Here is a 13,001-nt window from a genome sequence, read left to right as displayed (position 1 = left end):
GCTCGCGGGCGCCGTTTTCAATTCATTTTTTAGGAGAGGGCATGCGCGACTACAAGTGGCTGCACGAATACTGTCTGAACCGCTTCGGTTCGGCGGCTGAACTGGAAGCCCATCTGCCCGTTCCCAAGACCCCGGCGCAATTGCGCAAGATCAGCGACGACCGTTACCTCTCGACCATGGCCCTGCGGGTGTTTCGCGCCGGCCTCAAGCACAGTCTGGTGGACGCCAAGTGGCCAGCCTTTGAAGAAGTGTTCTTCAAGTTCGACCCGGAAAAGGTCGTGCTGATGAGCGCCGAACACCTTGAGCGGTTGATGCAGGATGCGCGGATCATCCGTCACCTGGGCAAGCTCAAAAGCGTGCCGCGCAATGCGCAGTTCATTCTGGACGTCGAGAAAGAGAAGGGCAGCTTCGGCGCGTTGCTGGCCGACTGGCCGGTGACCGACATCGTCGGTTTGTGGACGTACCTGAAAAAGCACGGCCATCAATTGGGCGGGCTGTCGGCGCCACGCTTCTTGCGCATGGTCGGCAAGGATACGTTTGTGCCGAGCTACGACGTGGTCGCGGCGCTGAATGCGCAAAAGATTGTCGACAAGGTGCCGAGCAGTCTGCGGGATCTGGCGACGGTGCAGAATGCGTTCAACCAGTGGCATGAAGAGAGCGGTGGACGGCCGATGAGCCAGATATCGATGATGTTGGCCTATACCGTCAACCATTGAGACTGAGTCGCCCGCATCGCTAGCAGGCTAGCTCCCACAGAAGATTTGTGAATGACGCAAATCCAGTGTGGGAGCCAGCCTGCTGGCGATAGCGGTCTGTCAGGCGACGGAGACTTCGCCTTCGCCGGCCAGCTTGCGATTCAACTGATACCGCCACCGCACATACAGCAGCGCCGAGCAGAACACCGCCAGACTGGCGATCATCTCCAGCACGCCAAACAGCTGACGGCTCGGGTCATACGCCGCCAGCGCGCCCTTGATGAAATACAGATTCACCACAAAGCACATCCACGAATGCCCGCGTGCGCTGCCCATGATCATGCCCGGTGCGAGCACAATCCACGGGATCAGTTCGATCAGCAGAATCACCCACGGCCGCGCGCCATGCAGGTCGGCGAACACCAGGTAATAAGCGGCGAGCAATCCGGCCAGGCCGAAAAAGCACAGCAGACTGATCACCCGCATCGCCCGTACCCGTGGCTCCAGCCATTCGACGGCGGGCAGGACTTTCGGCTTTCTGGCCATCTCAGTTCCCCAGCTTCTGGGCCGTCTTGGCCAGACGTGCGCCGAGGGCGCGGCACAGCGCCACTTCGTGCTGATCGAGACCGCTTTTGCCGTCGGCTCCGGCGTGATGGCTGGCGCCGTAAGGGGTGCCGCCACCCTGGGTTTCCAGCAGCGCCGATTCGCTGTAGGGCAGGCCGGTGATCAGCATGCCGTGGTGCAACAGCGGCAGCATCATCGACAGCAGCGTGGTTTCCTGACCGCCGTGCAGGCTGGCGGTGGAGGTGAATACCCCGGCCGGTTTGCCGACCAGCGCGCCGGTCAGCCACAGGTTGCTGGTGCCGTCGAGGAAATACTTGAGCGGCGCGGCCATGTTGCCGAAACGGGTCGGGCTGCCGAGGGCCAGGCCGGCGCAGTTTTTCAGGTCATCCAGCGTGGCGTACAGCGCGCCTTCATCCGGAATGTCCGGCGATACGGCTTCGCACTCGGTGGAGATCGCCGGCACGGTGCGCAGACGCGCTTCGAGGCCGGCTTGCTCGACACCGCGGGCAATCTGCCGGGCCATCTCGTTGGTCGAGCCGCTGCGGCTGTAATACAGAACCAGAATGTACGGCGCACTCACGGCAGCAGCTCCAGGATCTGCTCCGGCGGACGGCCGATGACGGCTTTGTCGCCGGCTTCGAGAATCGGTCGCTCCATCAGCTTGGGATGCGCCGCGATGGCGTCGATCAATTGTTTCTCGGTGAGACTGGCATCGGCCAGGTTCAGGGTCTTGTATTCGTCTTCGCCGGTGCGCAGCAGTTGCCGGGCGCTGATTCCCAGCTTGCCGAGCAAGGCCTTGATCTGCGCGGCGTCCAGCGGGGTTTCGAGGTAGCGCACCACGTTCGGCGTCAGGCCACGGGCTTCGAGCAGTTCGAGCGCACCGCGGGATTTCGAGCAGCGCGGGTTGTGATAAAGCGTCAGATCGGTCATGGGCGGGTCGCTTCTTGCGTAGAGTGGCGGCTATTCTAACTGTGCAGCGCGCAATCCAGAACCTTGGGAGGCGATGGGTCGCAGGCGCATTCAATTTTTCACAAGGAACACGACATGACACGGGCACTGGCAGCGGCATTGACGATCATCGGGGCGTTGATGCTGGGGGGCTGCGGTAACGACTACGGCATCGATCAGAACGGGCAGAAAGTCGCGTCCGAGCGCCTGGACAAGCAATGGGTGGTACTCAATTACTGGGCCGAATGGTGCGGTCCGTGCCGCACGGAAATCCCGGAACTCAATCATCTGGCCGACGAGCTCAAGGGCAAGAAGATCGGTGTGTTCGGGGTCAATTTCGACAACGTGCAGGGTGAAGAGCTGAAGAGCGCCAGCGAAAAACTGGGCATCAAGTTCACCGTGCTGGCGCAGGATCCGGCGGAACTGTTCGAGCTGCCGCGCAGTGAAGCCTTGCCGGTGACCTACATCATCGACAACAAGGGCAAGGTGCGGGAACAGCTGATGGGCGAGCAGACGGCGGCGGGGGTGATGGCGAAGCTTGAGGCGTTGCAGGCGACCAACTGAGGGATCGTTCCCACGCTCCGCGTGGTAACGCCGCCCCGGACGCTCCGCGTCCGCTGTGACGCAGAGCGTGGGAACGATCATTCAGTGCAGCAGGCTCAGCCTTCTTCCAGCCACCAGCGCAACGGCTTGCCTTCAGCCGGCCAGAAACGCATCTGCTCGATGGGCGAAACGTCCCAGCGCTCCACTTTCTCCAGAGCCTGGAGGAAGCGTTGCTCTTGCTCCATCAGCGCCGGAGCACACAGTTTGCGGGTCTTGCCGATCTTGCCGAAGCTGAGCTTGTCGCCATCGAGGGTGTAGGGCGCAAACCAGTGGTTGCAGCCGCCGTTGCCGTATGCCCGGCCATCATCGCCGAGGGTCACGGTCAGGTGGCTGTAGTCCATCAGCGGCCGTTCACCGATCCATTCCAGAATGTAGCTGCGGTCCTGTTGCAGTTGCACAGGCTCCGCGGCGCAGCCCATCAGGCCGGCGCCGACAGCGGCGGTCAGGGCCAGGTGTTTCATCATGCAGGCTCCTGGCAGTTCGGGCACAGGTGCTTGTCACCGACGGCTTTCCAGCCCAATTCGGCAATGCGTGCCGTGGCGGCCGGTTTCTCTGCCGATTTGCCGAGCTTGGCGTCTACTGCGAATTCGAAGCTCAGTTCCTTGGCGCAACTGTCACAGTTGACCTGCCAGGTATGGATCGCCAGCTCGCCGAACACCGGGCCGGTGGTCATCGCGGTCCATTGTCCCGGCGGGTTGATCAGGTGACGCACGGTGTCGACGGTCAGGCGCATGGACAAGTCCTTGCTGCCCTTGAGGGTCACGACCAGCACGTCACCGATACGGATCGAGCCACCGTTGCCAGTGACCTGATAACGGCCCGGCACGAGGGCGCGGCATTCGGTGAGGGTGTGTTGCGGGTTCATCAGGGTGTAGCGGAAATCGTGTTCGACCATGGGTCCTCCAAATATGCGCGACATGCTAGCACGGGCTTGATTGCAGAATGACGCGGGCGTGCGACCTTCGATCAGGTTCAAATCGACAGCACAGTCGTGGCAAACTGCCGCCTTCATCTCTAAGGAACGGAACATGGCGCTGATCGAATGTTATGAATGCAAGCGGAGCATCAGTTCCGAAGCCAGGACGTGCATTCATTGCGGGGCTCCGATAGCGGAGGGACAGGCACAGGCTGCACGACCGGCCAGCGCCGCATCGACGATTTCCTTCGGCAGTCTGCCCCGCAACAGGGCTGTCCCCGAAGCCTTCGTCGCTACGCCTGCCGCGCAGCCTGAACCGAAAGTGCTGCCGGCCGCCGCCGGCCGCAGGCGCCGTGCGCAGGCGGCCCGGCCGGTTGAGCCCGCGTGGGATCAGCAGGGCGTGCGCCCGGTGGAAGGCTGGCTGAAGATCATGGCGTTTCTGATGCCGATGGTTTTTGTCTGGTTCCTGCTGCGCCGGGGTCACTCTTTCCAACAGCGACTGATCGGCTTCGGCTGGCTCGGTCTGTTGATTCTGTGTGTGGCGATTTCTCCAGAGTCGCCACCTGCCTGACGCCTGATCGTTCAGCCTTGGACCTGGTTCTGCGGTGATCCCGCCGCCCAGGTCGCGATGTTGTGCAGGGTGGTCGCGGCAATCGCCCCCAGCGCCTCGCGGGTCAGGAATGCCTGGTGCGCCGTGACGATCACGTTGGGAAAGGTCAGTAATCGCGCCAGCACATCGTCCTGCAACGGCAGGTCGGAACGGTCTTCGAAAAACAGCTGCGCCTCTTCTTCGTAGACATCGAGCCCCAGATAACCCAGCTGACCGTCCTTCAGGGCATCGATCAGTGCCGGTGTGTCCACCAGACCGCCGCGGCCGGTGTTGATCAACATCGCCCCCGGCCGCATGTGCGCCAGCGAATCACGATTGATCAGGTGTTTACTCTGTTCGTTGAGCGGGCAGTGCAGGCTGATGATCTGCGATTGTTCGAGCAGTTGCGCCAGGCTCAGGTAGCGTGCGCCCAGCGCTTCGACCGCCGGGTTCGGATACGGATCGAAGGCCAGCAGCTCACAGCCGAAACCGTGCATGATTTTGGCGAATGTCGCGCCGATCTGGCCGGTGCCGACAATCCCGACGGTCTTGCCCACCAGATCGAAACCGGTGAGGCCGTGCAGGCTGAAATCGCCTTCGCGGGTGCGGTTGTAGGCGCGGTGCAGGCGCCTGTTGAGCGCGAGAATCAATGCCACGGCATGCTCGGCCACCGCGTGGGGCGAGTAGGCCGGAACACGCACGACCATCAGCCCCAGGCGTTTGGCCGCGTTCAGGTCGACATGGTTGTAACCGGCCGAGCGCAGGGCGATCAGTCGGGTGCCGCCGGCCGCCAGGCGCTCCAGCACGGGAGCGCTGAGGTCGTCATTGATGAAGGCGCAGACCACCTCGTGCCGCTCGGCCAGTGGTGCCGTGTCGAGACTGAGCCGGGCCGGCTGAAAATGCAGTTCGATGCCGGCCGGGCAATCGGCTGCTAGGAAACTGTCGCGGTCGTAGGTCTGGCTGCTGAAAACGATCGTGCGCATGCAATCCTCCTGAAGCATCGACGCGGGCGCAAATCACCCGCGCCCACTTTAGCCGTGTCGGCACGGGTCGGCATTGCCGTGGATCAGGCGCTGATCTTCGCCTGCGCCGCCAGACGATTGATCGCCCGCTCCAGTTCATCAAGGGCGGTGGCAGCCTTGGGGTCTTCCTGTTTGAGCAGGGTTTCGCTGCGCTGGCAGGCTGCGCGCAATTGTGGAACGCCACAGTAGCGGGTCGCGCCGTGCAAGCGATGGACCCGTTCGAGCAGACCGTTCTGGTCCTGGTTGTCACGGGCTGTGCGAATGGCTTCGCGGTCGGCCTCGAGCGAGGCCAGCAGCATCGCGAGCATGTCCGCCGCCAGATCGGCCTTGCCGGCAGCCAGACGCAAGCCTTCTTCATGATCGAGTACCGGCAGGTCCTGATGCCCCGTCGCGTTTTCACCACCACGGTCCGGTGCCTGATTGCGCAGCGCAAGGCCGGTCCACTTCAGCACCACTTGCGCCAGTTGCCGCTCACTGATCGGCTTGGTCAGGTAGTCGTCCATGCCGCTTTGCAGCAGTGCACGTTTTTCGTTGGCCATGGCGTGGGCGGTGAGGGCGACGATCGGCAGCGGCGTGCAATGGCGCTCGCTTTCCCACTGGCGGATGGTCTCGGTGCTTTGACGTCCGTCCATGCCAGGCATCTGCACGTCCATCAGCACCAGGTCGAAGGATTCGTTCTGTACGGCCTTGACCGCCGCATACCCGCTTTCCACGGCCAGCACCTTGGCGCCCATGTCTTCAAGCAGCGTCTGTACCAGCAGCAGGTTGGCCGGGTTGTCGTCGACACACAGCACTTTCGGTGCACGGCTCGACAGCGGTTCACCGGGCTCGCTGCGTATTTGCCGCGGGTTGACCATGTCCGACAATGCCCGGCGCAACTTGCGGGTACAGGCCGGTTTGGACTGGAGCTGGCTGTGGGGGTTGGGCACCGAAAGATGGAACAGCGTCAGTTCGGTGGTCGGGCACAGCACCAGTACCCGGCAACCGAGGTGTTCGAGATCCCAGATGTGCTGGTTGAGTCGTTCCGGCGGCATGTCGTTGCTGGTGATGCCGAGCACCGCGAGGTCGATTGCCTGATCGGTCTGATGGGCGCCGGTGATGCCATTGGTCAGGCTTTCCAGGGTATTGAACGGGGTGACGTCCAGACCGCAGTCTTCCAGTTGATGCTGCAATGCCTGACGCGCCAGTTCGTGGTTTTCCAGTACCGCGACCCGGCGCCCGAGCAATGGTGCGACGGGCAGGTCTTCGGCATCGTCGCGGGTCTTGGGCAGGCTCAGGCTGATCCAGAATTCCGAGCCTTCGCCCGGGGTGCTGTCGACGCCGATTTCGCCGCCCATCTGTTCGATCAGGCGCTTGGAAATCACCAGCCCCAGACCGGTGCCGCCAGGCTGGCGCGACAGCGAATTGTCGGCCTGGCTGAACGCCTGGAACAACGCCCGCACGTCCTGGTTCGACAGACCGATGCCGGTGTCCTGAATGCTGATGCGCAGTTGCACGCTGTCTTCGTGTTCTTCTTCGAGCATGGCGCGGGCGACGATGGTGCCCTCGCGGGTGAACTTGATGGCGTTGCTCACCAGATTGGTGAGGATCTGCTTGAGTCGCAGCGGATCTCCGACCAGCGACAGCGGCGTGTCGCGGTACACCAGACTCACCAGTTCCAGCTGCTTGGCATGGGCAGCGGGGGCGAGGATGGTCAGGGTGTCCTGCAACAGGTCGCGCAGATTGAACGGGATGTGATCAAGCACCAGTTTGCCGGCCTCGATCTTCGAGAAGTCGAGGATTTCGTTGATGATCCCCAGCAGGCTGTCGGCGGACTTTTCGATGGTACCCAGGTAGTCGAGCTGGCGCGGGGTCAGCTCGCTTTTCTGCAGCAGGTGGGTGAAGCCGAGAATGCCGTTGAGCGGTGTGCGGATCTCATGGCTCATGTTGGCGAGGAACTCGGACTTGATCCGGCTCGCTTCCAGGGCTTCCTTGCGGGCCAGGTCCAGTTCGATGTTCTGGATCTCGATGGTCTCCAGGTTCTGGCGCACGTCTTCGGTGGCCTGGTCGACGCTGTGCTGCAGTTCTTCCCGGGCGTTCTGCAGGGTGCCGGCCATGCGGTTGATGCCGGACGCCAGTTCATCCAGCTCCTGACTGCCGAGGGGTGGCAGGCGGGTTTCCAGATGACCGTCCTTGAGCTGCGCGACCGCTTGTTTGATCTGGCTGATCGGGCGGTTGATCGTGCGCCCCATGCGCAGGGCCAGCAATGCGGCGCCGGCCAGTCCTGCGGCAATCAGCAACAGGCTGGCGAACAGGCTGCGGTAACCGCGCAGCAACATGCCGTTGTGCGAGAGTTCCAGCTCGACCCAGCCGAGCAACCGTTCGGACTCGTCAGGGATCATCTCGCCGGCCAGATTGCGGTGCTTGCCGAATACCGGCAGCAGATAGCGAGTGGCATCGTTGCCGCTGCGACGCAGCAAATGCGTACTGTCGCCGCTCGGCGCCTGATTGAGCATGGTCGGGCCGGCGTGGGCCAGTGGCGAACGGTCCGGGCCGAGGAAGGTCACCGCACGGACATCCGGTTGTTCAAGCGACTGGGTGGCGATGCGTTCGAGCAGCTCGGCATCGCCGTGGCCCATGGCTCGCGCCACCAATGGGGCCAGTTGTTCGGCGATCATTTCGCCGCGCTGCATGAGTTGGGCCTGCAGGTCCGATTGCTGCGTCCAGGTGAAATAGCCGCCCAGCACCAGTGCCATCAGGCTGGTCGGCAACAGGGTCAGCAACAATACGCGACCTTTGATCCCCAGTTTCTTGAGCACGCCTTTCTCCTGCATCCCGCCGATCGTTGACTCACACGTGCTTCCAGCACGCGACATGGGCGCAGTGTAGCGATTTGCTTGCGGGCATTCCCGGGAAAAATGATGTCGTGGTTCGTCCTTCCTGACATCGGTCATTTGTCCGACGGGTCAACCTGGGGTTGCCCGGCAGCGGGCAATCTTGAATAATCGCTCAACTGAGAATTATTTGCAGATAGTCATGACTCCTGTCTCTGTTGGCCAGCCACGCATTCTTTCCATCGAAGACGATCCTGTGCTCGGTGCCTATGTTCACGAACAACTGGGACGCAGCGGTTTTCAGGTCACCTGGTGCCAGAACGGCAGCGAAGGCCTGAGCATCGCCCGTCGCCAGCCGTTCGATGTGGTGTTGATGGACATTCTGCTGCCGGGCCTCGACGGTCTGAACGTGCTGACTCAACTGCGCCAGAGCCATTCGACGCCGGTGCTGCTGATGTCGGCGCTGGGGGCCGAGGCCGATCGCATCAGCGGATTTCGCCTCGGTGCCGACGACTACCTGCCCAAACCCTTCAGCATGGCCGAGCTGCATGTGCGGATCGAAGCGATCCTGCGCCGGGTCGCCCTCGACCGTCGTCCGACGGCCGTCGCCCCGGTGGTGCCGGTCGGCGGGCTGCGTTTCGACGACGAGCAGTGCGACGTTTTCTACCTCGACCAGCCCGCCGGCCTGACCCGCAGCGAATTCCGTCTGCTGGAAACCCTCAATCGCAATGATGAAGAGGTGCTGAGCAAGGCTTTCCTTTATCAGCACGTTCTCCAGCGTGGCTACGCGGCTCACGACCGCAGCCTCGACATGCACATCAGCCAGATCCGGCGCAAACTCAAATCGATCGGCTACACCGAACGGGAAGTGCGCACGGTGTGGGGCAAGGGCTACGTGCTGAGCGCCGTCGATGAAGGTGTCTGACCTGCCGGGACGGCATTCACTGTTCTGGAAACTGGCGTGTCTGCTGGTGGCGTTCTGTCTGCTGATGATCTGGCTGAGCTGGTCCTGGGGCCGGTACATGGAGGAGCGCAACCAGTTCCTCTCCGACGAGGCGCGGGGCACGCTGACGCGTTATGCCGCCGAAGCCGAGCGCGCCTGGCAGCAGAACGAGCGCGATGGCATCGATAGCTGGTTGCAAAGCATGGAGCTGCGCGAAGCCGGCTGGGTCGGGGTGATCGGTGGCAATCTGCAGTCGCTGGGCAGCCAGCCGTTGAACGCTCAAGAGCTTCAGCGCCTGACCTTCCTGCGCGGCCTTGAGTGGCCGATTCACAAAAAGGGCCGGCCGTGGCTGCGGGTTCCATTTCCCACTGACCCGACCGCCGGCAGTCTGGTCATCGAGTTGCCGGAGCGATTTCTGCCGGGCAAATACCGGGTGTTCTGGCGGGTCATCACCAACGGTGTGATTCCCGGTCTGTTCACCCTGCTGCTGTGCGTCGGCCTGTATCGCCTGCTGGTGGTGCCGCTGAACAATCTGCGCGAGCAGGCCAATGCGTGGCGCGCCGATCAACTGAATGTGCGGTTGTCGAGCGGCATCACCGAGCGCCAGGATGAGCTTGGCGAACTGGCCCGTGCTTTCGACTCGATGTCCGAACGCCTGCAATCCACCGTGGCCCTGCAACAGCAACTGTTGCGCGACCTGTCCCACGAGCTGCGCACACCCCTGAGCCGGTTGCGAGTCGCCAGCGAAAGCGAGCAGCAGTTGCAATCGTTGCGCGAACGTATCGGTCGTGAAGTTGACGTGATGCAGCGACTGGTGGAGGACACCCTGCAACTGGCCTGGCTCGACACCGAACGCGCACCGTTGCCGGACGAAGCGATCCAGATCCAGGCACTGTGGGAAATGCTCACCGAAAACGCCTGCTACGAAAGCTGCTGTCCGGTGGGGCAGTTGCAGTGTGGGGTAGAAGCTTGCTGCTGGGTGCGCGGCAATCTCAACACCCTGGCCCAGGCCTTGGAAAACATCCTGCGCAACGCCATTCGTCATTCGCCACCGGGCGGTATCGTGCGGCTCGACGGGCGACGGGACGGCGATTACTGGCACTTGTGGCTGGAGGACGAGGGTGGCGGTGTGGCGGAAGCGGATCTGGAGCGGATCTTCTCGCCGTTCATCCGACTCGACGGCTCGCGGCCGGGGGACGGTGGATTTGGTCTGGGGCTGAGCATCGCGAGGAACGCGGTGCAACGCCAGGGCGGAACTCTTTGGGCCGAGAACGGCCCGTCGGGATTGCGCTTGAATCTGCGCTTGGTGGCGGATGACAGTGCTGTCAGTCCCGAAGCGTTTGCTGGTACACCGGTGCCCGCTGTGGACATGGGGCGCCCGCAGATTGTGTGAGCGGCACAACAGTCGCACCACTGGCGCGACTTTTACTGCTTATTCCAAGAAACCATAAGCACCACACTTTGCGTGATATGGCCTGCGCAGGTTTGCCGGTATGATAGGCGCCCCCGCTGTCCGGATTGCGAAAAACGCCATGACCTTGCAGTACCCAACCATCGCCGATTGCGTCGGCAACACGCCGCTGGTGCGTTTGCAGCGCCTGCCCGGTGTCACCAGCAACACCCTATTGCTCAAGCTCGAAGGGAACAATCCTGCGGGTTCGGTGAAGGATCGTCCGGCGCTGTCGATGATCACCCGTGCCGAGTTGCGCGGGCAGATCCACGCCGGCGATACGCTGATCGAAGCGACCTCGGGCAATACGGGGATCGCGCTGGCCATGGCTGCCGCGATCAAGGGTTACAAGATGATCCTGATCATGCCGGACAACTCCAGCGCCGAGCGCAAGGCGGCGATGACCGCTTATGGCGCGCAGCTGATTCTGGTCAGCCAGGAAGAGGGCATGGAAGGTGCTCGCGATCTGGCTCAGCGAATGGAAGCCGAAGGCCGTGGCAAGGTGCTGGATCAGTTCGCCAACGGGGACAACCCCGAAGCGCACTACACCACCACCGGCCCGGAAATCTGGCGTCAGACCCAGGGCTCCATCACCCATTTCGTCAGCTCCATGGGGACCACCGGGACCATCATGGGCGTGTCGCGCTACCTGAAAGAGCAGAACGACAACGTACAGATCATCGGCCTGCAACCGATGGAAGGCTCGGCCATTCCCGGCATTCGCCGCTGGCCGCAGGAATACCTGCCGAAGATCTATCAGGCCGACCGCGTCGACCGCATCGTCGACATGGCGCAAAGCGAAGCCGAGGACGTCACCCGGCGTCTGGCCCGCGAAGAAGGCATCTTTTGTGGCGTGTCCTCGGGCGGTGCAGTGGCAGCAATGCTGCGCCTGTCCAAAGAAGTTGAAAACGCGGTGATCGTCGCGATCATTTGCGACCGTGGCGACCGTTACCTGTCGACCGGCATTTTCGACGCGCCCAACTGATGGCCAAGCATGAGAGAGGCCTGCGCTTTCAGCCCACCGGTGGCAGCAAGGCCCCGCAAATCCCGACCGGCAAAAAGCAGCGCCTGAGCATCGAGCGCCTGGCCAATGACGGTCGCGGTATCGCGTTTTTTGAAGGCAAAACCTGGTTCGTCCTCGGCGCTCTCGCCGGCGAAGAGGTCGAAGCGCGGGTGCTCGGCGCCCACGGCAAAGTGGTCGAGGCGCGTACCGAACGCGTGTTCAGCGCCAGTGAGTTGCGTCGTCCCGCACCGTGCCAGCACGCCGGCCGCTGTGGCGGTTGCAGTGTTCAGCATCTGCCCCACAACGAACAGCTTGCCCTGAAACAGCGCATGCTCGCCGAGCAGTTGTCGCGAGTCGCCGGTGTTGAACCCGAGGAATGGGCCGCACCCTTGACCGGTCCGGAATTCGGCTACCGTCGTCGCGCCCGGATCGCTGTGCGCTGGGACAGCAAAGCCAGGAAGCTCGAAGTGGGTTTCCGTGCCGCCGGGAGCCAGGACATCGTCGCGATCAACGAATGCCCGGTGCTGGTACAGCCCTTGCAGCCGATCATGACCCGCTTGCCGGAGATGCTCCGTCGCCTGAGCAAACCGCAGGCGCTGGGGCATGTGGAATTATTCAGTGGCTCGTCCCTGGCCGTTCTGCTGCGTCACATGGCGCCGTTGTCCGAGGCCGACCTGACGATCCTCAAGGATTTCTGCGTGTTCCATGAAGCGCAGTTGTGGCTGCACGGCGAAAACGGGCCGCAACCAGTTGATGCCACGCAGTCGCTGGGCTATCGCCTGGAACAGTGGGATCTGGAGCTGGCCTGGCGACCGGGGGATTTCATCCAGGTCAATGCCGGCGTCAACGAAGGCATGGTTGCCCAGGCGCTGCAGTGGTTGAAACCAACCGCCGATGAGCGCGTGCTCGATCTGTTCTGTGGTCTGGGCAACTTTGCCCTGCCGCTGGCCAAAATCGTGCGCGAAGTGGTGGCGGTCGAGGGCGTGCAGACGATGGTCGATCGCGCCGCAGCCAATGCCGCTAGTAACAATTTGCATAACACAAAGTTTTTTCAAGCCGATTTATCCCAGCCTTTGACCGATGCCGAGTGGATCGGAAACGGCTTTTCTGCGGTACTCTTGGACCCACCGCGTGACGGTGCTTTCGAGGTGGTGCGCAAGCTAGCGACACTGGGTGCCGAGCGGTTGGTGTATGTGTCGTGCAACCCTGCAACTCTGGCGCGCGATACGGTCGAATTGATCAAGCAGGGCTACCGGTTAAAACGTGCCGGGATTCTCGATATGTTTCCTCAGACGGCACATGTCGAGGCCATGGCGTTATTTGAAGCGAGCCAGGATGGCTCGTCTGATCCGACTGATCGGCCCGTGCAGCACTTGTCTTAGCCCCACGAGTGCGAACGGGCAATCAAGGTCAGTGATTTGACGCATTGAGTCTGCGTCGTAGGGAAGGTAAAGC

The 13,001-nt window shown here is 62.4% G+C and carries 14 protein-coding genes; 7 read left to right on the top strand and 7 right to left on the bottom strand.

The features are described 5' to 3' along the window. Positions 1-41 precede the first annotated feature (41 nt). Entirely contained in the window at positions 42-716 is a 675-nt protein-coding gene (locus NE357_RS21200) for a DNA-3-methyladenine glycosylase I (protein ID WP_085683575.1), read from the top strand. Between the two features lie 99 nt (positions 717-815). Here the strand turns inward: NE357_RS21200 and NE357_RS21195 are convergent, their stop codons facing one another. Genes NE357_RS21195 through arsC form a run of 3 tightly spaced genes read right to left on the bottom strand, consistent with a single transcriptional unit; the run spans position 816 to position 2,189 of the window. After that, a complete protein-coding gene (locus NE357_RS21195; RefSeq protein WP_011335491.1) occupies positions 816-1,241 on the bottom strand; it encodes a DUF2069 domain-containing protein in 426 nt (141 codons plus the stop codon). 1 nt (position 1,242) lies between these two features. Next, positions 1,243-1,839, bottom strand: coding sequence for an NAD(P)H:quinone oxidoreductase (gene wrbA / locus NE357_RS21190; protein ID WP_085683574.1), 597 nt, complete (start codon positions 1,837-1,839; stop codon positions 1,243-1,245). Beyond that, positions 1,836-2,189, bottom strand: coding sequence for an arsenate reductase (glutaredoxin) (gene arsC, locus NE357_RS21185; protein ID WP_115078888.1), 354 nt, complete (start codon positions 2,187-2,189; stop codon positions 1,836-1,838). The genes wrbA and arsC overlap by 4 nt, the downstream gene beginning before the upstream one ends. A 114-nt stretch (positions 2,190-2,303) precedes the next feature. Here arsC and NE357_RS21180 point away from each other — a divergent pair, with 114 nt between their 5' ends. Continuing rightward, entirely contained in the window at positions 2,304-2,771 is a 468-nt protein-coding gene (locus tag NE357_RS21180) for a TlpA disulfide reductase family protein (RefSeq protein ID WP_102688139.1), read from the top strand. Between the two features lie 95 nt (positions 2,772-2,866). Here the strand turns inward: NE357_RS21180 and NE357_RS21175 are convergent, their stop codons facing one another. Next, positions 2,867-3,271, bottom strand: coding sequence for an META domain-containing protein (locus NE357_RS21175; protein ID WP_169432682.1), 405 nt, complete (start codon positions 3,269-3,271; stop codon positions 2,867-2,869). Further along, positions 3,271-3,705, bottom strand: a complete 435-nt coding sequence (locus NE357_RS21170) for a hypothetical protein (protein WP_169431485.1) — start codon at positions 3,703-3,705, stop codon at positions 3,271-3,273. The genes NE357_RS21175 and NE357_RS21170 overlap by 1 nt, the downstream gene beginning before the upstream one ends. Before the next feature lie 133 nt (positions 3,706-3,838). Between NE357_RS21170 and NE357_RS21165 the strand changes: the two genes are divergently transcribed. Then, complete coding sequence (locus NE357_RS21165; protein ID WP_169431484.1) at positions 3,839-4,297, top strand: hypothetical protein; 459 nt, start codon at positions 3,839-3,841, stop codon at positions 4,295-4,297. A gap of 11 nt (positions 4,298-4,308) precedes the next feature. On the opposite strand, the gene NE357_RS21160 is transcribed toward NE357_RS21165, so the two are convergent. Both NE357_RS21160 and NE357_RS21155 read right to left on the bottom strand, forming a co-directional pair. After that, a complete protein-coding gene (locus NE357_RS21160) occupies positions 4,309-5,298 on the bottom strand; it encodes a 2-hydroxyacid dehydrogenase (RefSeq protein WP_169431483.1) in 990 nt (329 codons plus the stop codon). Positions 5,299-5,381: 83 nt separating this feature from the next. Then, positions 5,382-8,135: a response regulator gene (locus tag NE357_RS21155; protein ID WP_169431482.1), complete on the bottom strand. Its 2,754-nt coding sequence runs from the start codon at positions 8,133-8,135 to the stop codon at positions 5,382-5,384. A 217-nt stretch (positions 8,136-8,352) separates the two neighbouring features. Between NE357_RS21155 and NE357_RS21150 the strand changes: the two genes are divergently transcribed. The 4 genes from NE357_RS21150 (at position 8,353) to rlmD (ending at position 12,928) form a co-directional block, all read left to right on the top strand. After that, positions 8,353-9,075: a response regulator transcription factor gene (locus tag NE357_RS21150; RefSeq protein WP_169431481.1), complete on the top strand. Its 723-nt coding sequence runs from the start codon at positions 8,353-8,355 to the stop codon at positions 9,073-9,075. Continuing rightward, positions 9,062-10,486, top strand: coding sequence for a sensor histidine kinase (locus NE357_RS21145; RefSeq protein ID WP_169431480.1), 1,425 nt, complete (start codon positions 9,062-9,064; stop codon positions 10,484-10,486). Before NE357_RS21150 ends, NE357_RS21145 begins: the two co-directional genes overlap by 14 nt. 139 nt (positions 10,487-10,625) lie before the next feature. Next, on the top strand, positions 10,626-11,528 hold the full coding sequence (cysM, locus tag NE357_RS21140; protein ID WP_169432681.1) for a cysteine synthase CysM: 903 nt from the start codon (positions 10,626-10,628) through the stop codon (positions 11,526-11,528). Further along, on the top strand, positions 11,528-12,928 hold the full coding sequence (gene rlmD, locus NE357_RS21135) for a 23S rRNA (uracil(1939)-C(5))-methyltransferase RlmD (RefSeq protein ID WP_169431479.1): 1,401 nt from the start codon (positions 11,528-11,530) through the stop codon (positions 12,926-12,928). The genes cysM and rlmD overlap by 1 nt, the downstream gene beginning before the upstream one ends. The last annotated feature ends 73 nt before the right edge of the window (positions 12,929-13,001 follow it).

This window comes from Pseudomonas sp. G7(2022) (assembly GCF_052660475.1).
The sequence above is the reverse complement of the archived record's forward strand: the minus strand, read 5'-3'. Positions and strand labels throughout refer to the sequence as shown.

Coding starts and splice junctions, on each gene's coding strand:
- NE357_RS21200 (WP_085683575.1), top strand. CDS start 42: ATGCGCGACTACAAGTGGCTGCACGAATACTGTCTGAACCGCTTCGGT.
- NE357_RS21195 (WP_011335491.1), bottom strand. CDS start 1,241: ATGGCCAGAAAGCCGAAAGTCCTGCCCGCCGTCGAATGGCTGGAGCCA.
- arsC (WP_115078888.1), bottom strand. CDS start 2,189: ATGACCGATCTGACGCTTTATCACAACCCGCGCTGCTCGAAATCCCGC.
- NE357_RS21180 (WP_102688139.1), top strand. CDS start 2,304: ATGACACGGGCACTGGCAGCGGCATTGACGATCATCGGGGCGTTGATG.
- NE357_RS21175 (WP_169432682.1), bottom strand. CDS start 3,271: ATGAAACACCTGGCCCTGACCGCCGCTGTCGGCGCCGGCCTGATGGGC.
- NE357_RS21170 (WP_169431485.1), bottom strand. CDS start 3,705: ATGGTCGAACACGATTTCCGCTACACCCTGATGAACCCGCAACACACC.
- NE357_RS21165 (WP_169431484.1), top strand. CDS start 3,839: ATGGCGCTGATCGAATGTTATGAATGCAAGCGGAGCATCAGTTCCGAA.
- NE357_RS21160 (WP_169431483.1), bottom strand. CDS start 5,298: ATGCGCACGATCGTTTTCAGCAGCCAGACCTACGACCGCGACAGTTTC.
- NE357_RS21150 (WP_169431481.1), top strand. CDS start 8,353: ATGACTCCTGTCTCTGTTGGCCAGCCACGCATTCTTTCCATCGAAGAC.
- NE357_RS21145 (WP_169431480.1), top strand. CDS start 9,062: ATGAAGGTGTCTGACCTGCCGGGACGGCATTCACTGTTCTGGAAACTG.
- cysM (WP_169432681.1), top strand. CDS start 10,626: ATGACCTTGCAGTACCCAACCATCGCCGATTGCGTCGGCAACACGCCG.
- rlmD (WP_169431479.1), top strand. CDS start 11,528: ATGGCCAAGCATGAGAGAGGCCTGCGCTTTCAGCCCACCGGTGGCAGC.